Genomic DNA, 23,462 nt, shown 5'->3' with positions numbered 1-23,462 from the left:
GTTTGCACTAATTCGCCATTTAATAGATGATTTTAGCCATGAGCGAGAATACTCGAACCGATTGGCCCTACCCCCGTCCCGAGCAACCCCCGGTTCCCAATCCCGGCGACGCGGCGCATACCGTGAATGTGTGGTTGGTTCCCAATTTCTCGATGCTGACGCTCTTTTGCCTGCTCGAGCCGTTACGCGTATCCAATCGCTTCGGTCGCGAGCTGTTCGCCTGGCGGCTGCTCTCGGCGGATGGCGAGGCGGTGGTGGCCAGCAACGGCGTGCGCATTGAGGTCGAGGGCGTCCTGGCGGAACATACCCCCGGCGATTTGCTGATGGTGATTTCCTCGTACGAGGCGGAAGTCAGTGTGACTGGTGCCGAGCGCGCGGTGCTGCGGCACGTCGCGGCGCATGGCGGGCGTGTCGGCGGGCTCGATACCGGGCCTTTCATCCTTGCCCGGGCGGGCTTGCTCGACCAGCATCGTGTGGCGCTTCACTGGGAGAGCGTGCCGGCCTTCCGCGCGGAGTTTCCGCATATCAGCGTCAGCGAGGCGCGCTTCGAATTCGCCGGGCAGCGCTTGACCGGCTCTGGCGGCGCGGCGGGCATCGACATGATGCTGCAATGGATCGAGCACGACTACGGGCCGGCGCTGGCCAATGCCGTGGGGCGGCAGCTCGTGCACCAGCGTGTTTCCGAGGAAGAAGCCTGGAGGGCAGGCGCAGCGCGTACTCTGGAGAATTTACCGCGCAGTGTGGTGCGCGCGCTGGCGGTGATGGAAACCCATCTCGACCAGGTCTTGTCGATTCCCGAGATATGTCGTCTGATCGGCCAGTCCCAACGGCAGTTGACGCGTCTTTTCGTGGCGCATTTCGGCGAGACGCCCAAGCAGTGCTATGTGGGGATGCGCCTCGACTATGCCCGACGCTTGCTCGCTGACAGCCGCTGCCGGGTGACCGAGGCCGCCTTGACTAGCGGCTTCGCGCACTTGGCACACTTCTCGCGCGTCTACCAGGCACGTTTCGGCGAGCGGCCCAGCGCGACGGCCGAGCGAGGTACCGTGTGAAGTGACGACAAAGAGGCAGCCTCGCCGGAGGTTGCAGTGTACCGCGTCGTCGGTCGCGTTAGACTTGGGGCTTCGCCGTTGCGGCGCTTTTCGTTTGCAAGGAGTCTGCATGTCCGCCCAACCCTTCGTGACCCGCCTGGCCGATGGCGGCGTCTTTCCCCATATGCTGGGCAAGATCGTCTGCGTGGGTCGCAACTACGCCGAGCACGCCCGTGAACTCGACAATCCGGTACCTGGCGCGCCGCTGTTGTTCATCAAGCCCGCCACCAGCGCGGTGCCCATGGCACGCGATATCGCCGAGCAATTCACGCGTGGCGAGGTGCACTTCGAAACCGAGCTGGCGCTGCTCATCGGCAAGCGCTTGAGCGGGGCCAGCGCCGAGCAGGCCGAGCGCGCCGTCACCGGGCTTGGCCTGGCGCTAGACTTGACGCTGCGCGACGTGCAGGCGCAATTGAAGGAAAAAGGCCACCCGTGGGAAGCCGCCAAGGCCTTCGATGGTGCTTGCCCGCTGTCGCCGTTCGTAGCGCTGGATGAGGTGCCCGACTGGGCGGATTTGCGCTTCACGCTGGAGATCGACGGCGAGCGCCGTCAGACCGGCGAGACGCGCGACATGCTGTTCGCCATTCCTAAACTTCTGGCCGAGATGTCGCGGCGTTTCACGCTGCAGCCCGGCGATGTGGTGCTCACCGGCACACCGGCGGGAGTCGGGCCGTTACCCTGCAATGCCCAACTGTCGCTGTGGGGCTCGTTCGGGCTGGAGGCGTCTACGCAGACGCGGTGACGTGGATTTGGCGTCACTCCAGAGATTTGGCGTCACTCGAGATAGGTGTAGCCTTCCAGGCCGGCGGCGAGATCGCGCATGAAGTCGTCGCGCTGGGCATCGCTCAGCGCGCTGTTCTTGAGCTGATGCGATAGACGCTGGCTGAGTTCGTCGGCGTCGAAGTTCACGTAACGCAGCACGTCGGCGACGGTATCACCCTGTTGGTGATTGCTGAGCTGCCATTGGTCGTTAGCATCCAACGTGGCGTCCACGGCGTCGGTATCGCCGAACAGGTTGTGCAGGTCGCCGAGGATCTCCTGATAGGCGCCAACCAGAAACAGACCCATCAGCTTGTCCTCGCCGTCCTGCCATTCGGGGAGCGGGAGCGTCGCTTCCAGGCCCTGGCCGTCGACATAGCAATCGATGCGCCCGTCGCTGTCGCAGGTGATGTCCTGAATCACGCCGCGCCGTGTGGGTGGCCGGTCGAGGCCGGTCAGGGGCAGCACCGGGAAGACTTGGTTGATGCCCCACACATCAGGCACCGACTGGAACAGCGAGAAGTTGACGAACAGCTTGTCGGCGAGCTTTTCGGCGAGTTCATCGGCGATCTCGCGATGCGCGCGATTGCGCGGGTCGAGCTGTGCGCTCAGGCGTCGGCAGGCGGCGAAGTAGACCGTCTCGCCCTCGGCGCGTGCGTCGAGGGTGGCCAGGCCAAGCACGAAGCGGTCCTGCAGTTCGCCGATGGCCTGCACCAGGTCATGGTAGGCCTCGGCGAGGCCGCGCGGTTCCTGGGTGGTGTCCAGTTTGGCGTGTACCCGCCACAATTCATCGAGCTCGGCATCGCCGCCGAGGCGTTGCGTGGGCGCTTCTTCGCTCAAGCGCTCCTCGCCGATGACGTTGGTAATCAGTACCGCGTGATGCGCGGTCAGGGCGCGCCCCGATTCGGAAATCAGATGCGGGTGCGGCAAGTCTTCGGCGTCGCAGACCTGACGGAAGGCCCATACCACGTTGCTCGCATATTCATGCATCGAGTAGTTGATCGAGCAGAAGCTCCGTGAGCGGGTGCCTTCGTAGTCGATCCCCAGGCCGCCGCCGACGTCGACGGTATCCACCGGTGCGCCCAGGGCGTTCAGGCTCTGGTAGAAGCGCGCGCATTCGCGCAGGCCGCGCTGGATGTCGCGGATGTTGGCGATCTGTGAGCCGAGGTGGAAATGCACCAATTGCAGGCTGGCCAGGGCGTCGGCGTCGCGCAGGCGTTCGACGACGTCGCGAATCTGGCTGGCGGTGAGCCCGAACTTGGATTTCTCGCCGCCGCTATTTTGCCACTTGCCCTTGCCCACCGAGGCCAGCCGTGCGCGTAGACCGATGCGCGGCGTGACCTGCAGGCGCTCGGCTTCCTCGAGGATTAGCGTGAGTTCGGAATGCTTCTCGACCACCAGGTAGACGCGATGGCCGAGCTTCTCGCCCATCAATGCCAGGCGCACGTACTCACGGTCCTTGTAGCCATTGCAGACGATCAGCGAGGGGCCGTCACCGGAAAGCGCCAGTACCGCCAGCAGTTCCGGCTTGCTGCCGGCCTCCAGGCCGACCCGTCCATGGCCACGTGCCTGAGTGGCGAGCATTTCTTCCACCACGCGGCGCTGCTGGTTGACCTTGATGGGATACACGGCGGTGTAGCCGCCGGTGTAGGTTTCATCCTGCATGGCAGTGTCGAAGGCGGCGCATAGTCGCTCGACGCGGTCGTGGAGGATGTCGGTGAAACGTACCAGCACCGGCAGACGCAAACCCGCGCGGCGCAACTCGTCGACCAGGGCCTTGAGCGGCAGGGCGGGGCCTGCGGTGTCGCTACCTCGCGGACACACGACGGCATGACCGGCGTCGTCGACGTTGAAGTAGTCGCTGCCCCACTGATCGATATTGTAGGTGCGGCGTGCCTGATCGGCGGGCGAGGTCATGGCGCACTCCTGGACGGGCCGGCGTGGCCCGGTGAACGAACGGGGTGGCATTATGCCGCTCGCATACAGGGCTGCAAAGAGGCGCCGGCGTGCTCAGCGCAGAATGAACAGCACGCCGAGAGTGGTGCCACTGGCCATGCCGAGGTGCGTCAGCGCCTCGCCGAATGCGGCATCCAGGCGCTCGAAAGTCGCGCCTGTGCGTTGCAGGGCGTCACCCAGTAGCGCGCAGCCCAGGCCGAAGGTGAGCACCAGGGCGGGCACCGTGCTCTGGGATTGCCAAGCCAGGGCCGTGAGTGCCAAGGCCAGCGACGCGCAGCCGTAGCGCAGGTAGCGATGCAGGGTGGCAGAGACCAAACGAAAGGGGCGTACGGTCGTGACGACGTGCGTGAAGGTGGGCATGGTGAGCTCCCGTCCAGGGCGGAGCATCGTGCTCCGCCGTCGATGACGGTTCCAGACTATGCCGCGTTTCTTAAAGCAGTCTTAGGTTCTGTACGACAACTGCCTGCGCTCGCCCATACGGCGTTAAAAATTGGCTCAAAGTACTCATTTACACCGCGTAAACTCCGTCTTTTCGCCAATTTTTGCCTTGTCTGGCCATCGCTCGCCGACTTTTCGTACAGAACCTATGGCGTTGTTGACGGGAGCGGGCTGGCGGGCGGCAAGAGCGGGGCGCCGTGCTCGAGACGCATCGCGAGCATGTGACGGTACTGACTGGGATCCTTGGGCGTGAGGTCGTGCGCGGGCGGGTCGACGTAGACGACCAGCAGCCGCGATAGCCAGTAGCGCAATGCCGTCATGCGCAACATCACCGGCCACAGGGCTTGCTCGGTTGCGGTAAGCGGGCGGCGCGCCTGGTAGGCGCCGAGGAGCGCCGTGTAGCGGGCGTCGTCGAAGCGGCCGTCGGCAGCGCTGGCCCAGTCATTGACGACGATGGCCAGATCGAAGAGCAAATCGCCTGTGCAGCCGTTGTAGAAGTCGATGATGCCGCCCAGTTGGTCACCGTCGAAAAGGGCGTTGTCGCGAAACAGATCGCCATGGATCGCGCCCTGGGGAAGCTTCGAGGCATCGCAGAAAATGCCCTGATAGGCGTCTATCTCGTCGCCCATCAAACGCTGATCGGCCTCGGACAGATAGCTCATGACCTTATGTTGCGCGCTGGACAACCAGTGCAGGTCGCGGGGGTTGGGGCGTTGGCCTTCGAAGCGCTGCGAGACCTTGTGCATGCGCCCCAGGGCATCACCTAGTTCGCGGCACTGGGCGAGCGTCGGTGATTCGGGATGCCGACCCGGCAGGCGCGGGAACAATAGCGCCGGGCGGTCGGCGAGTTCTTGCAGGGCCACGCCGTCGTGATCGTGAACGGGGCCCGGCACGGGTAGCCGGTGCTCGGCGAGATAGTCGAGCAAGGCGACGAAGAAGGGAAGCTCATCGCTTTCGCCCTGCTCGAACAGGGTGAGCACGAAGCGTCCTTGGTCGGTGGTGACGAAGAAGGTGGAGTTCTCCGTGCCGCTGGGCACGCCTTCCAGCGTGGTCAACGTGCCGATCGCGAAACGCTCGAGAAAGCGTGCGACCTGGGTCTCGGTCAAAGGAGTGAATACGGCCATGTGCCTCTCGCCCGGGGTGCCAAGCGCGCATTGTAGCGGCTTGGCGCGGGTAGTCCTACCGCCGTTGTTGAGGTCGTTGATGTGCGGCCGGCAACATCATTCGTCGCCGGTGACCCAGTCGGGCACCTCGACGCGTGCGGCATCGCGGCGTTTGAAGTTACCGTCGCCGTCGTCGTCGATCAGGAAGTAACTGGCGCCTTGCCGAGGAACGATCTCGATGGCATAGAGCTCGCCGTTGACGCGGTATTCCTTGAGTGTGCGGTTGTCGTCCTGGCGCACGGTGATGTCCGGGGACGGCTGCGCGACGGCAAGCGAGGCGCCGGTGCCGATAATGAGGCCGAATCCCAGACATAGAACAATAGGTAGACGCTGCATGACGCTCTCCTCGGCTGGTGGGGCAAACACGATGGTATTGCGCCCCGAGCCCATGAGGTAATGAAAGGTCATTATCCCACATCATGCGCGTTCGGCGCATGTGCAGAGGGTTTTGCCTGACGCTGCGCAATGCCTTGCGTATCATGGCGGTATCGCGAATTTCCAATGGATGCTGATGCCATGGCCAACACGCCCCCCATCGTTCTCGTCGACGGCTCGTCGTACTTGTACCGGGCTTTTCACGCCTTGCCGCCGCTGACCACGTCCAAGGGTAATCCCACCGGCGCGGTGAAGGGCGTGCTCAACATGCTCAAGAGCCTGCTCAAGCAGTATCCCGACAGCCCCATGGCGGTGGTCTTCGACGCCAAGGGCAAGACCTTCCGCGACGAGATCTACGCCGAGTACAAGGCGCACCGCCCGCCGATGCCCGACGACCTGCGGCCTCAGGTCGAACCGTTGCACGATTGCATTCGTGCACTGGGCTTGCCGCTTTTGTGCATCGAGGGCGTAGAGGCCGATGACGTGATCGGCACCCTGGCGCGGCATGCCACCGAGGCGGGGCGTGATGCGGTGATTTCCACCGGTGACAAGGACATGGCGCAGCTCGTCAACGCGCACATCACCCTGGTCAACACCATGAAGGGCGAGACGCTCGACGTGGCCGGCGTCGAGACCAAGTTCGGGATTCCGCCGTCGTTGGTCATCGATTATCTGGCGTTGATGGGCGACAAGGTCGACAACATCCCCGGCGTGCCGGGCGTCGGCGAGAAGACCGCGCTCGGCTTGCTGCAAGGCATGCAGGGCGGACTCGAGACCCTCTACGCCGATCTCGAGCGTATCAAGACGCTGGACTTTCGCGGCGCCAAGACGCTGGACAAGAAGCTCGACGCCAATCGCGATCAGGCCTTCCTGTCCTACCGACTGGCAACGATCAAGACCGATTGCGCGCTACCGGTGGGCCTCGACGATCTGAACATTGCGCATCCCGACCGTGAGGCGCTCAAGGCGCTTTATACCGAGCTTGAATTCAAGAACTGGCTGGGTGAGTTGCTCGAGGGACGCGATGAGGGCGTCGATGATGTGGCCAAGGGGGCGCCAGCGAAGGAGGATGACGCACCGGCGGCCGATACGAGCTCAACGCTGCGCGAGGATCATGTCATCGTCACGCAAGAGGCCTTCGATGCCTGGCGCGATCGTCTGGCGCAGGCGGACATCTTCTGCTTCGATCTGGAAACCACCAGCCTCAACTACATGGAGGCCGAGATCGTCGGCATCGGCCTGGCGCTGGACGCCGGCGAGGCTGCCTATATCCCGGTGGCGCACCGCTATCTCGATGCGCCCGATCAACTCGATCGCGACACGGTGCTGGCCGCGCTCAAGCCGCTGTGGGAAGACGCTTCCAAGGCCAAGGTCGGCCAGAACCTCAAGTACGACATCTCGGTGCTGGCGCGTTATGACATCGAGGTCACGGGGTGCCTCGAGGACACCATGCTGGCGTCTTATGTGCTCGATTCCACGGCGACGCGCCACGACATGAACTCGCTGGCGCTCAAGTACCTCGGCGAGGAGACCATCACCTTCGAGGAGATTGCCGGTAAGGGCGCCAAGCAGCTGACCTTCGATCAGGTCGCACTCGAAGAAGCCGCGCCCTACGCCTGCGAAGATGTCGACATCACTTTGCGGTTGCACCGTGAATTGCGCCCACGCGTGGACGGCGAAGGCCGCCTGGCGGCGGTGCTGGATGAGGTTGAGCTGCCGTTGGTGCCGGTACTTTCGCACATGGAACGCAACGGCGTGGCGTTGGACGCCGAGCGCCTGCACACCCAGAGCCGCGCGCTGGACAAGCGTCTGCGGGAACTGGAAGCGCGTGCGTACGAGCTGGCCGGGCGAGAATTCAACCTGGGCTCGCCCAAGCAACTCGGCGAGATCCTCTTTGATGAATTGAAAATCCCGGTGATCAAGAAGACGCCCAAGGGCGCGCCGAGCACCGCCGAGGCGGTGCTCGAGGAACTGGCGCTGGATTATCCGTTGCCCAAGGTGGTCATCGAGCATCGCGGCTTTGCCAAATTGAAGTCGACCTACACTGACAAACTACCGCAATTGGTCAATCCCACCACGCGGCGGCTGCATACCAGCTATCACCAGGCGGTCACGGCCACCGGGCGTCTGTCGTCATCCGATCCCAACCTGCAGAACATCCCCATCCGTACCGAAGAAGGGCGCAAGATTCGCCAGGCCTTTGTGGCGCGCCCCGGCTATCGCATCGTCGCCGCCGACTATTCGCAGATCGAGTTGCGCATCATGGCGCACCTCTCCGGCGATAAGGGATTGCTCGAGGCGTTCGCCGAGAAACGCGATATCCACACCGCCACCGCAGCGGAAGTGTTCGGTGTGGCGCTCGATGCCGTCAGCGGTGAGCAACGGCGCAGTGCCAAGGCCATCAACTTCGGTCTGATCTACGGCATGAGCGCCTGGGGGCTGGGGCGACAGCTGCATATCGAACGCAATCAGGCGCAGACCTACATTGACCGCTACTTCGACCGTTATCCCGGCGTGGCACGCTTCATGGAGCGTATTCGTGCCCAGGCCGCCGACGATGGCTATGTCGAGACGGTGTTCGGTCGTCGCCTCTATCTCCCCGAGATCAATGCTCAGAACCGTACTCGCCGCCAGGCCGCCGAGCGCACCGCCATCAACGCCCCGATGCAGGGCACCGCCGCCGACATCATCAAGCTGGCGATGATCGACGTCGACCGTTGGCTACGTGACGGGGACTTCGACGCCTGGATGGTGATGCAGGTCCACGACGAACTGGTCTTCGAAGTCGCGGAAAGTCAGATCGACGCCTTCACCGACGCCATCCGCCAACGCATGGAAGATGCCGTCAAGCTCGACGTGTCGTTGACCGTCGAAGCCAACGCCGGCGCCAACTGGGACGAAGCGCACTGAGGCGGCCATGAGACATGGCAGGATATGCACGTGCCCGGACGGATATCGATCGGCCGTGGCGCGTTGTTGAGACGCAGCGGGGACGGAAGGGAGAGCCTCAGTAGTGCCTGGATAGCTCCCCAAGCGTCCACCGGGCGGATTAGTGTATCCTGTACGACCTCTGTAGACCGTCCGGTGAACTCGAGTTATGAAAATCAAGAAGCGACTTTATACGGCGCTGGCATTGGTCGTGTTGGTGCTGGTGGCCCTCGTCTGGGGGATACATTGGTGGCAGACCGGTCGTTACTTCGAAGAGACCGATAACGCTTACGTACATGCCGACAGTGTTGCGGTGCGGGCCGAGGTCAGCGGGCGTGTCGACGAGGTGGCGGTGTCCGATAACCAGCGCGTCTCGGCCGGCGATATTCTGGTGAGGCTCGACCCCAGCGATGCCAAGTCTCAACTTGCCCAGGCCCAGGCGTCGCTGGCCGTGGCCCAGGCCAATGCCGTCAGTGCTGATCGCCAGGTCGAGCAGCAACACGCCTCGATCGACGAGGCCCAGGCGCAGGTGAACTCGGCGCAGGCGGATCTCGAACAGGCACGCTTGCATCTCGAGCGCTCGAAGCGCCTGGCTGAGAAAAGCTACGCCTCTCAGCAAGAGTACCAGGACGATCAGGCGGCCGTGCAGGTCGCGGAAGCGACGCTTGCGGCTCGGCGTGCCACGCTGGCTTCGTCACGCAAGCAGCTCGACGTGCTCGAAGCCGAAAGCGACAGTGCCGAGGCCAATATCGAATCCGCCCGTGCCGACATCGACAACGCGCGCCACCAGCTCGATAAGACATGCCTGACGGCGCCGGTGGCCGGTGTGATCGGCAACAAGACGGTGGAAGTCGGCACGCTGGCCCAGCCGTCGTTGACCTTGATGCAACTGGTGCCGATTCGCTCGGCCTATGTCGTTGCCAATTACAAGGAAACCCAGACCACGCGCATGCGGCCGGGGCAGTCGGTATCGTTGCATGTCGATGCCTATCCCGATACCGAGTTCGAAGGCGTCGTCGATAGCTTGGCGCCTGCCACGGGCTCGCGCTTCAGCCTGCTGCCGCAGGACAACGCCACCGGTAACTTCAACAAGATCGTCCAGCGGGTGCCGGTGCGTATCCGCGTGACGGGCCCGGATGATGCCTTGGAGCGCTTGCGCGATGGCCTCTCGGTGGTGCCATCGGTGGATACGCGCGACCTCGACCCCGAGTACGACGGTTAAATGGCCGAGGCGATCGCAAGCGACTCGGCGGGTCCGCAGGAGGCGCCTTCACGGCGTACTCAACTGGCCTTCGTGGCAGCGGTGTTCGGAATGTTCATGGCGATTCTGGATATCCAGATCGTCGCGAGTTCTCTCAATGAGATTCAGGCCGGGGTTTCGGCCAGCGCTGACGAGATATCCTGGGTTCAGACCTCTTATCTGATCGCCGAGATCATCATGATCCCGCTGTCGGGCATGCTGACGCGGATTCTTTCCACCCGAGTCGCGCTCGTGACCTCTTGCCTGGGCTTCACGCTGGCGAGCCTCGGCTGCGCCATGGCCAATTCCATCGAATCGCTGATCGTGCTGCGGGCCATTCAGGGCTTCATGGGCGGGGCGATGATTCCCATCGCCTATGCCATCAGTTTCAGTGTCTTTCCACGGCGCATGATGGGCACGGTACAGGGTGTGATGGGCCTGGTGGCGACGCTGGCGCCGTCGATCGGGCCGACCGTGGGTGGCTACATCACCGAGTTCGCGAGCTGGCATTGGCTGTTTCTCGCCAATCTCGTGCCCGGTGTCCTGGTGTCGGCTGCGGTGTGGCGGCTTCTAGATATCGATCGCCCCGACCATCGCGCGTTGCGCCACCTCGACCTCATCGGCTTGGCGCTTCTGGCACTGTTCCTGGGCACGCTGGAATTTTCGCTCGAGGAAGGCCCCGGCGACGACTGGTTCGCCAGCCGCACGATCCTCATTGCCGCAATCGTCTGCGCACTCGCCTCGGTGGGGTTCTTCTGGCGCGCTCTACGCCACCGTCACCCCATCGTCGACCTGCGCGCCTTTACTAACCTTAATTTCGCCGTAGGGGCTGGGCTAGGGTTCGTGGTGGGAATCGGCTTGTATGGCCTGGTGTATCTATTGCCGTTGTTCTTGGGCAACGTGCGCGGCTATTCGGCCTTGCAGATTGGTGAGGTCATGATCGTTACCGGTGGCGCGATGTTCTTGACCGCACCTCTGGTGGGGCGTGCCTCCGACACGGTCGATCTGCGCGCACTCTTGCTGCTGGGGATGCTATTGACCGGTATCGGCACGGTGATGAATGCCGATCTGACAGCCGAATCGGGCTTTGACGTGTTTTTCTGGCCGCAAGTAGTGCGTGGCGTGGGACTGGTGGTGTGTTTGATTCCCATCTCGCGCATTGCTTTTGGCACCTTGCCGCCCAGCGAGGTCGGCAATGCCAGTGGTCTGTTCAACGTGATGCGCAATCTCGGCGGGGCGGTGGGCCTGGCGTTGTTGGACACGATTCGCGACTGGCGTGAAGACTACCATTGGAATCAGCTGATTCCTGCCATCGATCAAGGCCGCGAGGTCGTCAACGCGACCCAGGCGCAGTATCAGCAGCTGCTGGCGTCGACCGGTGACCCACATGCCGCCTCGGTCGAGATGCTGGCGCGCACCCTGCTTGAGCAAAGCATGGTCATGGCTTACAACGATATCTTTCTGTGGCTGGGCGTGCTGTACCTGTTGGTGGCGCCATTGATTCTGCTGCTGAAAAAGCCCCAGCACGCTTGATTCATGGCCCAACGGCCGAGGCGTGGGTTGTGCTCAATAATGGGGTGGTATCTCGTCGCTGGGCGTTGGAGCGTCGTCATCGCTCATGTGGTCGACGCTTTGACGCAGGTTGCGCAGGCGTTTGCGCAGCATGTCATTGGTGCGTTCGAGCTGGGCCATGCGTCGGTCCTGCGCGGCCAGGGCATGGTCGAGCGTGTCCAACCAGTCTTCCTGATAGGCGAGTCGGGACTCCAGTGCGTCGAGGCGGTCGCGCGTGACATCCTCGGTCATGCTAGAATCTTTTGACGGTGTGTCACCGTTCATTTCTGGCACCTTATGCAATGCGTTCAAGAGCGTTGTGTTCAAAAGTTGTGTTCATCACGTTGCGTATTGACTGCGCAACTCATGTCGGCTCTGTACGCGCTCAGGCGCCCAAGGAGCATTTCCATCGGACAACAAGAGATATCGAGGTCCATGAATCGTAAGATATTCCTACGTTGTAGTCTCATCAGTGTCCTGTTGGCCATTCCTTCTCCACTGTTGATCGCGCTGTTCGTGACGTTGAGCGGTAGCGTGCTGGAGTTTTCCCTGATGCTCGAAGCCGATGGCATTGCCATCGCGTATAGCGCCACGGCCCTGGCCGTGTTCGTGCTGTTGTTGCTGGGAACGCTGAGCACGCAAGTTCTGGGCCCGCAGTCGCGGCAGCTGGCGCATCTCGTCGAGTTGGAAAACGACGACCGTGAGATCGGCGAAGTGAAGTGGTTCAACGTCAATAAAGGGTACGGCTTCATCACCCGCGATAGCGGCGAGGATGTGTTCGTGCATTTTCGCGCCATCCGTGGCAAGGGACATCGCACGCTCGCGGAAGGTCAGAAGGTCCGCTATCACGTCATCGAGAACGAACGTGGCCTGCAGGCCGATGATGTGACCGTTATTTCCTGACTGCAGATCCTGCCACGCAGGCATGACAACGCCCCATTCGGTTGCATCGGATGGGGCGTTTTACGTCATGAGCCGCGCTATTGTCCTGAATCCGGCCAGTCGATGGCGCTTTCCTCGCCGTCCGCGCGGACGCGCCAGAAGCGGTCCGGCTCGTCGCCGGGTTGCCATCCGCCCAATGAGCAACGCACCTCACAGCCAAGCGAGCGCGCGGCATCACGCGCGCAGTCCACATCGCGTGGCCAGGGGGTGTGCGGACTGTCGAACCACAGGCTGGCGAAACCGTCGGCGGCATGGGTCACCAGCAAAATCGGCACCTCGCTGTCGGCATAGCGTGCCTGTGCTCGCCATTGGCTCTTGCCGCGCTTGACCAGCGCGGGTCGTTCGTCGAAATGTTCGGCGAGCCAGCCTTGCACGGCTTCGATGTCGGCGTCGGCTAGATAGATCTCGATGTCGGGGTAGCGCTCCACGGCGGACCTCAGGTAAGCAAACGTTGCATGATGGTCGTATAGAGACGGCTCAGCGTCTCCAGGTCGGCGGCGCGTATGCGCTCGTCGACCTTGTGTATCGTGGCGTTGGTCGGGCCCAGTTCGATGACTTGCGCGCCCAGTGTGGCGACGAATCGGCCATCCGAGGTGCCGCCGCCGGTCGAAAGCTGCGGACGATAGCCCAGCATGTCTTCCACGCTGGCCACGGTAGCATCGACCAGAGCGCCTCCGGCAGTGAGAAAGGGCTCACCGTTGAGCGTCCAGTCGAGCGTGTAGTCGAGCGCGAAACTCTCTAGAATCTCGGCGGTACGCGCCTTCAGTGCCTCGGCGGTGACCTCCGTGGAGAAACGGAAATTGAAGACCACTTCCAATTGCCCGGGAATCACGTTGGTTGCCCCGGTGCCGGCCTGGAGGTTGGAAATCTGGAAGCTGGTCGCGGGAAAGAACTCGTTGCCGGCATCCCAGTGCTCGGCGGCCAGCGCGGCCAATGCCGGGGCCGCTTCGTGCACGGGGTTGCGCGCCAGGTGCGGGTAGGCGACATGGCCCTGGACGCCCTTGACGCGCAGGACGCCACCCAGCGATCCGCGGCGCCCGTTCTTGAGGGTATCGCCCAGGCGTTCGCTGGAGGAAGGCTCGCCGACAATGCAGTAATCCGGGATGACGCCGTGTTCGCGGAGGTGCTCGACCACGGCCCGGGTCCCGTGAACGGCGGGGCCTTCCTCGTCGGCGGTGATCAGAAAACCGAGTCGGCCGGGATGCGCCGGGTGCGTGGCGAGAAAGTCTTCCACGGCGGTGATCATCGCCGCCAGGCTGCCCTTCATGTCCGCCGCACCGCGTCCGCAGAGCATGCCCGCAGCGTCGATGCATGGCTCGAAGGGTGGATATTCCCAGTCGCTTTCGGGCCCGGTGGGCACGACATCGGTATGTCCGGCGAACACCAACATGGGGCCGCTATCGCCGCGGGTGGCCCAGAAGTTGTCCACCTCGCCGATGCGCAAGCGTTCGACATGAAATCCCAACTGCTCCAGGCGCGCGATCATCAGCGCCTGACAGCCGGCATCGTCCGGGGTCACCGAACGACGACGCAGCAACTCGAAGGCCAGTGCCAGGGTCGGTGACGCTGGCACGGTGCGATCAGTTGTGGGCATGCAGTGCCTCGTTGAGTGCCACGGCACTCTTGTTGGTCAGGCACTCGATGCGGCCGTTCTGCGAGTTGCGACGCAGCAGCAGGTCGCTCTGATTGGCCAGGTCGCGGCCGCTGACGGTCTGCACCAGTTCGCCCTGCTCGTCGAGTACGGCGATCTTGGCGCCGGCCGTGATGTAAAGACCGGCTTCCACCGTGCAGCGGTCGCCCAGCGGGATGCCGATGCCGGCGTTGGCGCCAATCAGGCAACCCTCGCCGATGGAGATGATGATGTTGCCGCCGCCCGAGAGGGTGCCCATGGTCGAGCAGCCGCCACCGAGATCCGAGCCCTTGCCGATCACCACGCCAGCGGAAATACGCCCTTCGACCATGCCCGGCCCTTCGGTGCCGGCATTGAAGTTGCAGAAGCCTTCATGCATGACCGTGGTGCCCTCGCCGAGGTAGGCGCCCAGGCGCACGCGGGCGGTGTCGCCGATGCGTATGCCCTTGGGTACTACGTAATCGGCCATCTTGGGGAACTTGTCGACGCAGTCGACCGTGAACGGGCGGCCTTCGAGGCGCGTTTTGAGTCGCCGTGCACCGAGTTCGTCGACATCGATGGGGCCTTCGTTGGTCCAGGCGATGTTCTTGAGCAGGCCGAACATGCCGTCGAGCTTGATGCCGTGGGGCTTGACCAGGCGATGTGAGAGCAGGTGCAGCTTGAGGTAAACCTCGGGCACGCTGGCCGGCGCGTTGTCCTCGTCGAGGAAGACGGCGACGAGCGGCCGCTGGCCGGCGGCGAAGGCGTCGGCCAATTCGGCTTGCGCGTTATCGCCGGCCTGGCGCAGTGCCTCGGCGAGCGCCTGGCAGTGCTCGGGCAGGAAACTGACCACGGCGTTGCCCGTCGGCGCGTTCAGCGCCTCGCGCGCCGCTGCGACCAGGGTGTCATCGGGGTTGAGCAGCGGCGTCGGGTAGTAGACGTCCAGCCACTCACCTTGGGTGTTCTGGTGGCCGATTCCGAGAGCGAAACTCAGCATGGGGAAGTCCTCGAGGGTTAGATGAAAAAAGTCGGCGATACGTGTAATGCCGGTGGGCGCCTAGGCCGCCTGAAGGGCGCGGTAGGCGTCGACCTTGAAGCCCACCAGGAAATGCTCCGGCGTTTCCAGTACGGGGCGCTTGAGCAGCGTCGGGTGCGTTAGCAGCAGCGAGCGAGCCCGGTCGGCGTCGAGATCGCGCTTGTCGGCGTCGTCCAGTCCGCGCCAGGTGGTGCTGCGCGTGTTGAGTAGCGTGCTCCAGTCGCTGCGTGCCAGGAAGGCATCGAGCCGTGCGGCGTCGAGACCGTCCTCACGCAGGTCATGATAACGATACGCGATGCCCAGATCGTCGAGTGTGCGACGTGCCTTGCGGCAGGTGTCGCAGGTCTTGATGCCGTAGAGCGTGACCATGACGGCCTCCTCATGAATGGGTTGCGGTGTCGCGCAGTGGGTCAGGCGCGGCGCTCGATGAAGCGTCGGATGCGCCATGCGGCTTCCACGGTGGCGTCGAGCTCGGCGACCAACGCCAGGCGCACGCGTCCCGCGCCGGGGTTGCCCTGGGCGCCGTCACGCGACATGTAGCGCCCGGGCAGCACGGTAACGTTTTCCTCGGCAAATAGATCGCGGGCGAAGGCTTCATCGTCGCCGCCGGGCACCTCCGGCCACAGATAGAAGCTGGCGCGCGGCGTGGGGAAATCCATGACCGGCGCCAGAATCTCGCCCACTGCGCTGAATTTATTGCGATAGGCATCGCGGTTGGCGCGCACATGCGCCTCGTCGTCCCAGGCGACGATCGAGGCGTGTTGGGTCGTTAGCGGCATCGCGCAGCCGTGATAGGTGCGGTAACGCTTGAAGGGCGCGATCAACCCAGCATCCCCGGCGACGAAGCCCGAGCGCAGCCCGGGCAGGTTGGAGCGCTTGGACAGTGAATGAAACACCAGGCAGCGGCGGTAATCGTCGCGCCCCAGCGAGCGGCAGGCCTCGAGCAGCCCCGGCGGCGGTGCGGCCTCGTCGAGGTAAAGCTCCGAATAGCATTCGTCGGAGGCGATCAGGAAGTCGTGCTCGTCGGCCAGGGCGATCAGTTTTTGATACTCGCTCAGCGGCGTGACGGCACCGGTGGGATTGCCCGGCGAACAGACGAAGACCAATTGCACGTCGCGCCAGGTGGCGGCGGGTACGGCATCCAGATCGGTCAGGCAGCCGTTTTCGGGGGCGCAATCGAGATACAACGGCTCGCCGCCGGCCAGCAGGGTCGCGCCTTCGTAAATCTGATAAAACGGATTGGGCATCGCCACCTTGGCGGGTCGCGTACGGTCCAGCGCGCTCTGGACGAAGGCGAAGATCGCCTCGCGGGTGCCGTTGACCGGCAGCACGTGGCGCTCGGGGTCGAGCGAGCCGGGTGTCAGCGCATAACGCTGTGTCGCCCATTGGGCGATGGTGCCGCGCAATTCGGCGAGCCCCGCCGTGGCTGGATAGCGTGCGACCTCGCCCTCGAAGTGGTGCAGCGCCTCGAGTACGGCTGCCGGCGGCGCGTGGCGCGGCTCGCCAATGGACAGCGCGATGGGCGAGAGCGCGGGCGGCGTTACCTCGGCCTTGAGGGCGGCAAGCTTCTCGAAGGGGTAGGGCTTGAGGGCGTCGAGATCGGGGTTCATCGGCAATCCAGCAGCGGGTCCGGCATGCCGGACATGGCGTTGTCATGGAGGCGCACGGCGCCGTCGGGAGGGCCCGATTATAGGCAAGCCGGCCAAGGGCCTCAAATGGGGGTGGCTCAGACGTCGAGCATCTCGCACAGACGCTCGCGCAGTTGCGCCTGGCGATCGGGGTCGGTGAGTGGCTCGCCGGCCTTGTCGGTGATGAAGAAGACGTCCTCGACACGTTCGCCCAGGGTGGCGATCTTGGCCGCCGAGAGGGCGATGTCCTGCTCCATGAAGATGCGTCCGACGCGCGCCATCAGGCCGGGGCGGTCGGGGGCAATGAGTTCGACGATAGTGCGGGCGTTGGCTTCGTCCTGCTCGATCATGACCCGGGTGGGTACCTTGAAATGCTTGAGCTGGCGCGAGGTGTGGCGTGTGACAATGCGTGGATAGTCGGCCGGGTCGTCGAGTTCTTCCACCAGATGATGGCGGATTTCCTCGAGACGCTGCGGATCGCGAATCGGTTCGCCGTCGTCGTCGAGCACGATGAAAGTGTTGAGCGTCCAGTCGTTGCTGGAGGTGGCGATGCGCGCGTCGTGGATCGACAGCCCCAGTTGCTCCATGGCGGCGGCGGTGGCGGCGAACAGGTCGTTGACCGAACGGGTATGGATGAACACCTTGGTGCCGCCTTCGGCCATGTCCTCGGTGGGCGCGTTGGCGAGGATCAGTGGCAGCTCCGAGGGCTGATGCTCGAGAATTCCTTGAGTCTGCCAGATGATCTCGCTGGGCGCGTACTGCAGGAAATAATCGTCGCCGAACGACGCCCACAAGGCGTCTGCGCTGGCGGCATCGATGCCCACCGTGCCGAGCAAGCCACGGGCTTCTTCACGCGACTCGCGGGCCCATTCGTCGCGGTCGATGACGTGGTCGAGACCACGCCGCAAGGCGCGCTTGGTTTCGGTATGCAGTTGACGCAACAAGGCCGCGCGCCAGCCATTCCACAGCGAAGGGTTGGTGGCGGTGATATCGGCCACGGTGAGCACGTAGAGGTAGTCGAGATGGACCTCGTCACGCATCGACAGCGCGAATTCATGGATGACGTCGGGGTCGGAAATATCGCGCTTCTGGGCAGTCTTGGACATCAGCAGGTGATGTTCGATCAGCCAGGCCACGAGGCGCGTATCGCGCACCGAGAGGCCATGACGCTCGCAGAAGGCGGTAGCGTCGACGGCCCCGAGTTCGGAATGATCGCCGCCGCGCCCCTTGCCGATGTCGTGATAGAGCCCGGCGATCCACAGCAGTTCGAGCTTGGGCAACTGATGAATCAGGGTCGCAGCGACGGGGAAATCCTCGTGGCCTTCGGATTCGCGGAAGCGTTGCACGAACTTCAGCAGACGCAAGGTGTGGGCGTCGACGGTATATAGGTGGAAAAGGTCGTGCTGCATCAGTCCCACGGCCTGGCCGAACTCGGGCAGGTACTTGCCGAGGATGCCGTAGCGGTTCATGCGCCGCAGTTGGCGCGGAATGTTGCCTCCACTGCGCAGCAGTTCCATGAACAGGCTCTGGTGGCGCAGGTCGTCGCGAAAGCTCTCGTCGATCAGGTGGCGATGATCGCGGATCAGACGGATGGTCTCGGCACGCACACCCTCGATCTCGGGGTGCTGGGCCATCAACAGGAACAGTTCGAGCAGGGCGCCGGGGCGGTGGCGAAACACATTGGCATGGCGCACCTGGATATAGCCGCCGAGAATCTCGAAGCGCGCGTTGAGCGGTGTGATGTCCGGGGTCTCGTGGGCGCGCAGGATGACCTCGTCGAAGTGCTGAAGCAGCATGTCGTTGAGCCCCGCCAGCGCAGTGACATGACGGTAGTAGCGCTTCATGAACTGCTCGACGGCGAGACGCTCCGGCGTGTCGCGATAGCCGAATAGCTCGGCGATGGTATTCTGATGGTCGAACAATAGACGGTCCTCGGCACGGCCGTTGAGCATGTGCAGCGCATAGCGCACCTGCCACAAGAAGGACTGGCCCTGGCTGAGAATGCGCAACTCGGCGTCGTTCATGAAGCCCTGGGCGACGACGTCCTCGTAGCGCAACTCGCCGAAGTGGCGCTTGGCCACCCATCCGATCATCTGGATGTCGCGTAGTCCGCCCGGCGAGCTCTTGATGTTGGGCTCGAGGTGATACTCGGAGTTGTTGTAGCGATAGTGACGGGCGATCTGCTCCTGCCACTTGGCCTCGAAGAAGGCGTCGCTCGGCCACATCGTCTCGTTGGAGAGGCGCCCGCGCATCGTTTCGCGCAGGTGCTCGGGGCCGGCGAGGGTGCGTGATTCCAGCAGGTTGGTGATGACCGTGAGATCCGCGCGCGCCTCGCGCTCGCAATCGGCCAATGAGCGCACGCTATGGCCGATTTCCAGGCCGATGTCCCAGAGAAAGGTGATGAAGCCGGTCAGGCCTTCGCGGTAGAGCGTATCGTCGTCGCGTTCGAGAAGCAGCAACAAGTCGATATCGGAATGCGGGTGCAACTCGCCGCGCCCATAACCGCCGACGGCGAGCAGGGCGATACCATCGTCTGGCCAGTCATAACGCTCCCAGGCGATGCTCAGTAGCTGATCCAGGCACCAGGCACGGCCATGGACCAGGTCGCGAATGTCGCTGCCGGCGTGAAAGCGTGCGTCGAGGCTCGCTTGCAGCTCGCGTAGCGCGTCCTTGAATACGGCGATCGGTGTGCGACTGGCAGCTAGCGCTTCGCGGAAGGCGGACGCATCGAACAGCGTCTCGTCGGGCACGAAGCGATAGTGATGAAGCAACATTCGCGTGGCACTCCTGTTCGCGCGTTACGTCGGGTGACCGGCCAGGCGGCACTGCTTACGCCTCGAGTAAGCTCAGGTCTTCGTCGCCACGCAGGGTGAGTACCTCGACGCCGGTCGCGGTGACCAGCAGCGTGTGTTCCCACTGGGCCGACAGGCTCTTGTCCTTGGTCACCGCCGTCCAGCCGTCGCGCAGCACCTTGGTGCGATAGTCGCCGACATTGATCATGGGCTCGATGGTCAAGCACATGCCTTCGGCCAGTACGGCGTCGGCACTGGGCTCGTAGCCGTCATAATGCAGGAACTGCGGATCCTCGTGGAAACCGGCACCGATGCCGTGGCCGCAGAAGTCGCGCACCACCGAATAGCCATTGCTTTCGGCGTGCTGCTGGATCGTGCGCGCCAGCTCGGAGAGGTGTACGCCGGGGCGTACCTGGGCGATGCTCTTGTACAGGCATTCCTGGGTGATGCGTGCCAGGCGTCCGCCCTGAATGCTTTCGCCGACAACGAACATCATGCTGGAGTCACCGTGATAGCCGTCGGCGGTCTTTACGGTGATGTCGAGGTTCATGATGTCGCCATTCTTGAGCTTCTTGGCGAAATCGGGAATGCCGTGGCAGACGACATGGTTGATCGAGGTGCAGGTCGCCTTGGGGAAGCCATGGTAGTTGAGTGGCGCGGGAGTGGAGCCGAGCTCGTCCACGATGTATGCGTGGCACAGACGATCGACTTCGCCGGTGCTGATGCCGGCCACCACATGCGGCGTGATCATTTCAAGTACCGAAGCGGCCTGGCGGCCAGCTTCACGCATTTTTTCGATTTCGTCGGCGGTCTTGATGTGAATGTTCATGCGATCTCGAATTCGGAGGGTTCGGGTCTGGCGTCGGGGTGGCTCCTGGCCTATAGTCTCGGCGCTCAGGCTGGCGCGAGACGCGGTATATGCGCGCAGTCATCAAGCGCGGTAACCGGGAGCGACTTCATCTTGGAGTCGATCTATGGTATAAAGCCGCGCGCTTTACTGCAATCGCCGCCTAGCGTGTTCGGCTCGACCGAAACATTGGCGCGGTGAAGATAGTAGGTGAAAGATAACGCCTTGAAAACACACATGCACCGTCACATGGTCCCGGGTGCCGGGGCGGCAGGCGTGCCGCCGTGGTCGGATCCATGGGGTGTATGGAGGCCTAACCCGATTCAGGAGTCATCCATGGTACAAGTCAATATGCGTGACCTGCTCAAGGCAGGCGCTCACTTCGGTCACCAGACCCGTTACTGGAACCCGAAGATGAGCAAGTACATCTTTGGTGCACGCAACAAGATCCACATTATCAACCTCGAGCACACGCTGCCGGCGCTGAACGACGCGCTCGCGGTGGTCGAAAAGATGGTGGCGTCCAACAACAAGATCTTGTTCGTCGGCACCAAGCGTGCCGCCAGCAAGATCGTCAAGGAAGAGGCGCGTCGTGCTGGTCAGCCGTTCGTCAACCATCGCTGGTTGGGCGGCATGCTGACGAACTTCAAGACCATTCGCGTATCGATCAAGCGTCTGCGCGAGCTTGAAGCCATGCATGAAGATGGCACGTTCGAGAAGCTGACCAAGAAAGAAGTCCTGATGGCGACCCGCGAGCAAGACAAGCTCGAGCGTAGCGTCGGCGGTATCAAGGACATGGGCGGTCTTCCCGACGCGATGTTCGTGATCGACGTCGATCACGAGCGCATCGCGATCAACGAAGCCAACAAGTTGGGCATTCCGGTCATCGGTGTCGTCGATACCAACTCCAATCCGGACGGTGTCGACTACGTGATCCCGGGCAACGACGACTCCATTCGCGCTCTTCAGATCTACACTCAGGCCGTCGCCGACGCCTGCGTGCAGGCCAAGGGCAACAGCGCTAGCGAGTTCGTCGAAGTGACCGACGAGGCAAGCGAAGCGAACGAAGCCGCTGCCGAGTGATGGTGGCGGGTCCGTGCTGACGCTCGCACGCGAGCGACGAGACACTAGACAGCCCGTGAAGGCGGCGCAGTACGGACTAAAAGGGGGCTCAAGCCCCCTTTTCACCGTCCGGATGCAAGGGCGGTGAACCCTGAAGAAATTCTTCATTCAAAGGAGATGCTGGTCGTGCGCCGCGCGTGCATTTCACGCCAATTCACGCTCAAGCCGTACCGGCGACGAGGCAGCGTTTCCACCAGACGTCGAACCACATTCAGAGGTATTTACCATGGCAGCTATCAGCGCATCTCTGGTCAAGGAACTGCGCGAGCGCACCGGCCTTGGCATGATGGAGTGCAAGAAAGCGCTTACCGAAGCTGACGGTGAAATCGAAACCGCCATCGAAAACCTGCGCAAGAACTCCGGCCTTAAAGCGGCCAAGAAAGCCGACCGTACGGCAGCCGAAGGGGCCGTGGTGACGCGTGTCGCCGACGACGGTTCTTACGGGGTGATGCTCGAGGTCAACTCCGAGACCGATTTCGTGGCGCGTGACGATAACTTCACCGCCTTCACCGACCAGGTCATCGCCAAGGTGTTCGAAACCAAGAGCGAGGACGTGGCGAGCCTGATGGAAGGTGGGCTGGAAGACGCGCGTCAACAGCTGGTGCAGAAGATCGGCGAAAATATCAGCGTGCGCCGTGCGGTGGTCATCGATGCTCCGCAAGGCGGTGTCGTGGGTGCCTATGTGCACGGTGGTCGCATCGGCGTGCTGACCGTCCTCAGTGCCGGCAATGCCGATGTGGCCAAGGATATTGCCATGCACGTGGCGGCAATCAATCCGAGTGTTTCTCATTCGGAAGATATGCCCCAGGCGGAGCTGGACAGCGAAAAGGCGATCATCCTGGCGCAGCCGGACATGGCCGGCAAGCCGGCGGAAATCGCCGAAAAGATGGTCCAGGGGCGCTTGAAGAAGTACCTGGCCGAAAACAGCTTGACGCAGCAGTCTTTCGTCAAGGATCCCAATCAGACCGTGGCCGAATACGTGAAGGCCGCAGGTGGCGAAGTGGTCAGCTTCACTCGCTTCGAAGTGGGTGAAGGCATCGAGAAGGAAGAAGTCGACTTCGCTCAGGAAGTCATGGATCAGGCGCGTCGCAGCTAAGCTGCCATGTGCTTGTACTGTCGTTGGCGTGCGCGGTTGCGCACGCCTTCGCGTATCCGGCCGTTGTCTGGCCGAGCCATTCCTACCCACGCCGATACAGTCCGCTGAGACGAGGAGAGTCCGAATGTCTGTTCCCACCGATCGTAACGCCGCTTCCCAGGAGCGTAACGAGAAGTCGAAGTACAAGCGCATTCTGTTGAAACTGTCCGGCGAAGCCCTGACGGGCGAGCACGAGTTCGGCATCGATCCCCAGGTGCTCGACCGTATGGCGCTGGAAATCGGCCAGTTGGTCGGGATCGGGGTCCAGGTGGGGATCGTGGTCGGCGGCGGCAATCTGTTCCGTGGGGCGGCGCTACACGCTGCGGGTATGGAGCGTGTTACCGGCGATCACATGGGCATGCTGGCCACTGTCATGAACGCTTTGGCGATGCGCGACGCTCTGGAGCGTTCCAATATTCGCTCGCGGGTAATGTCGGCGATTCCCATGAGTGGCGTCGTCGAGCATTACGATCGGCGTACCGCCATCCGTCACCTTACGTCGGGTGACGTGGTGATTTTCTCTGCCGGCACCGGCAACCCCTTCTTCACTACCGACTCGGCGGCCTGCCTGCGCGGTATCGAGATCGATGCCAATGTGGTGCTCAAGGCTACCAAGGTGGATGGCGTTTACAACAAGGATCCGGTCAAGCAAAGCGATGCCGCCAAGTACGAACGTCTCTCCTACGACGACGTGCTCGATCAGAAGCTCGGCGTGATGGATTTGACCGCTATCTGCTTGGTGCGGGACCATGACATGCCGGTGCGCGTGTTCGATATGACCAAGCCGGGGGCCTTGCTCAACCTCGTGGTTGGGGGCAAGGAAGGAACGCTGGTAGATAGAGGTTGAAAC

General features: G+C 63.0%; 21 protein-coding genes. 9 read left to right on the top strand and 12 right to left on the bottom strand.

Translation table 11 applies throughout. The annotated features are described in order from the left end of the window. Window positions 1–38 precede the first annotated feature (38 nt). Complete coding sequence (locus OP495_RS03290; RefSeq protein WP_280567189.1) at window positions 39–1,052, top strand: GlxA family transcriptional regulator; 1,014 nt, start codon at window positions 39–41, stop codon at window positions 1,050–1,052. A 109-nt stretch (window positions 1,053–1,161) separates the two neighbouring features. Next, entirely contained in the window at window positions 1,162–1,833 is a 672-nt protein-coding gene (locus OP495_RS03285; RefSeq protein ID WP_280562691.1) for a fumarylacetoacetate hydrolase family protein, read from the top strand. Window positions 1,834–1,865: 32 nt separating this feature from the next. Here OP495_RS03285 and speA read toward each other — a convergent pair whose 3' ends face one another. From speA to OP495_RS03265, 4 genes are all read right to left on the bottom strand, one after another. Beyond that, window positions 1,866–3,767 (bottom strand): biosynthetic arginine decarboxylase, encoded by a 1,902-nt coding sequence (speA, locus tag OP495_RS03280; RefSeq protein ID WP_280567186.1) that lies wholly within the window; start codon window positions 3,765–3,767, stop codon window positions 1,866–1,868. 93 nt (window positions 3,768–3,860) lie between these two features. After that, window positions 3,861–4,166 carry a hypothetical protein gene (locus tag OP495_RS03275; protein WP_280562693.1) on the bottom strand — a complete coding sequence of 102 codons (306 nt, stop codon included), beginning with the start codon at window positions 4,164–4,166 and terminating at the stop codon, window positions 3,861–3,863. A gap of 224 nt (window positions 4,167–4,390) precedes the next feature. Further along, complete coding sequence (locus OP495_RS03270; protein WP_280567184.1) at window positions 4,391–5,368, bottom strand: homoserine kinase; 978 nt, start codon at window positions 5,366–5,368, stop codon at window positions 4,391–4,393. Between the two features lie 96 nt (window positions 5,369–5,464). After that, a complete protein-coding gene (locus OP495_RS03265; RefSeq protein ID WP_280567182.1) occupies window positions 5,465–5,743 on the bottom strand; it encodes a DUF2782 domain-containing protein in 279 nt (92 codons plus the stop codon). 180 nt (window positions 5,744–5,923) lie between these two features. Here OP495_RS03265 and polA point away from each other — a divergent pair, with 180 nt between their 5' ends. From polA to OP495_RS03250, 3 genes are all read left to right on the top strand, one after another. Then, window positions 5,924–8,692 carry a DNA polymerase I gene (gene polA / locus OP495_RS03260; RefSeq protein ID WP_280567180.1) on the top strand — a complete coding sequence of 923 codons (2,769 nt, stop codon included), beginning with the start codon at window positions 5,924–5,926 and terminating at the stop codon, window positions 8,690–8,692. A 187-nt stretch (window positions 8,693–8,879) separates the two neighbouring features. Further along, window positions 8,880–9,932, top strand: a complete 1,053-nt coding sequence (locus OP495_RS03255; RefSeq protein WP_280567178.1) for an HlyD family secretion protein — start codon at window positions 8,880–8,882, stop codon at window positions 9,930–9,932. Continuing rightward, window positions 9,933–11,483, top strand: coding sequence for a DHA2 family efflux MFS transporter permease subunit (locus tag OP495_RS03250; protein ID WP_280562699.1), 1,551 nt, complete (start codon window positions 9,933–9,935; stop codon window positions 11,481–11,483). 33 nt (window positions 11,484–11,516) lie between these two features. Here OP495_RS03250 and OP495_RS03245 read toward each other — a convergent pair whose 3' ends face one another. Further along, the gene (locus OP495_RS03245) at window positions 11,517–11,753 is read right to left on the bottom strand and encodes a SlyX family protein (protein WP_280562700.1); all 237 of its coding nucleotides are present in this window, start codon (window positions 11,751–11,753) and stop codon (window positions 11,517–11,519) included. 183 nt (window positions 11,754–11,936) lie between these two features. On the opposite strand from OP495_RS03245, the gene OP495_RS03240 reads away from it, so the two are divergent. After that, window positions 11,937–12,404 carry a cold shock domain-containing protein gene (locus tag OP495_RS03240; RefSeq protein WP_280562701.1) on the top strand — a complete coding sequence of 156 codons (468 nt, stop codon included), beginning with the start codon at window positions 11,937–11,939 and terminating at the stop codon, window positions 12,402–12,404. A gap of 77 nt (window positions 12,405–12,481) precedes the next feature. On the opposite strand, the gene OP495_RS03235 is transcribed toward OP495_RS03240, so the two are convergent. The 7 genes from OP495_RS03235 to map form a co-directional block, all read right to left on the bottom strand. Continuing rightward, window positions 12,482–12,871 carry a hypothetical protein gene (locus OP495_RS03235; RefSeq protein ID WP_280562702.1) on the bottom strand — a complete coding sequence of 130 codons (390 nt, stop codon included), beginning with the start codon at window positions 12,869–12,871 and terminating at the stop codon, window positions 12,482–12,484. Window positions 12,872–12,879: 8 nt separating this feature from the next. Then, window positions 12,880–14,037, bottom strand: coding sequence for a succinyl-diaminopimelate desuccinylase (gene dapE, locus OP495_RS03230; protein WP_280567177.1), 1,158 nt, complete (start codon window positions 14,035–14,037; stop codon window positions 12,880–12,882). Next, on the bottom strand, window positions 14,024–15,049 hold the full coding sequence (gene dapD, locus OP495_RS03225) for a 2,3,4,5-tetrahydropyridine-2,6-dicarboxylate N-succinyltransferase (RefSeq protein ID WP_280567174.1): 1,026 nt from the start codon (window positions 15,047–15,049) through the stop codon (window positions 14,024–14,026). Before dapD ends, dapE begins: the two co-directional genes overlap by 14 nt. Before the next feature lie 60 nt (window positions 15,050–15,109). Next, window positions 15,110–15,457 (bottom strand): ArsC family reductase, encoded by a 348-nt coding sequence (locus OP495_RS03220; RefSeq protein WP_280567172.1) that lies wholly within the window; start codon window positions 15,455–15,457, stop codon window positions 15,110–15,112. Between the two features lie 41 nt (window positions 15,458–15,498). Beyond that, window positions 15,499–16,698: a succinyldiaminopimelate transaminase gene (dapC, locus tag OP495_RS03215; RefSeq protein WP_280567169.1), complete on the bottom strand. Its 1,200-nt coding sequence runs from the start codon at window positions 16,696–16,698 to the stop codon at window positions 15,499–15,501. A 116-nt stretch (window positions 16,699–16,814) separates the two neighbouring features. Beyond that, a complete protein-coding gene (locus OP495_RS03210) occupies window positions 16,815–19,490 on the bottom strand; it encodes a [protein-PII] uridylyltransferase (RefSeq protein ID WP_280567166.1) in 2,676 nt (891 codons plus the stop codon). A 55-nt stretch (window positions 19,491–19,545) separates the two neighbouring features. Beyond that, the gene (map, locus tag OP495_RS03205; RefSeq protein ID WP_280567163.1) at window positions 19,546–20,337 is read right to left on the bottom strand and encodes a type I methionyl aminopeptidase; all 792 of its coding nucleotides are present in this window, start codon (window positions 20,335–20,337) and stop codon (window positions 19,546–19,548) included. Window positions 20,338–20,691: 354 nt separating this feature from the next. On the opposite strand from map, the gene rpsB reads away from it, so the two are divergent. The 3 genes from rpsB (at window position 20,692) to pyrH (ending at window position 23,459) form a co-directional block, all read left to right on the top strand. Continuing rightward, complete coding sequence (gene rpsB, locus OP495_RS03200) at window positions 20,692–21,438, top strand: 30S ribosomal protein S2 (RefSeq protein WP_280562709.1); 747 nt, start codon at window positions 20,692–20,694, stop codon at window positions 21,436–21,438. Window positions 21,439–21,703: 265 nt separating this feature from the next. Next, on the top strand, window positions 21,704–22,573 hold the full coding sequence (gene tsf / locus OP495_RS03195; protein ID WP_280562710.1) for a translation elongation factor Ts: 870 nt from the start codon (window positions 21,704–21,706) through the stop codon (window positions 22,571–22,573). Window positions 22,574–22,697: 124 nt separating this feature from the next. After that, window positions 22,698–23,459 (top strand): UMP kinase, encoded by a 762-nt coding sequence (gene pyrH, locus OP495_RS03190; RefSeq protein ID WP_280562711.1) that lies wholly within the window; start codon window positions 22,698–22,700, stop codon window positions 23,457–23,459. Window positions 23,460–23,462: the final 3 nt, after the last annotated feature.

It is taken from the genome of Chromohalobacter sp. 296-RDG (genome assembly GCF_029889885.1).
Taxonomy (GTDB): Bacteria; Pseudomonadota; Gammaproteobacteria; order Pseudomonadales; family Halomonadaceae; genus Chromohalobacter.
Note: the sequence above shows the minus strand (reverse complement) of the source record. Positions and strands in the feature narration are given on the sequence as shown.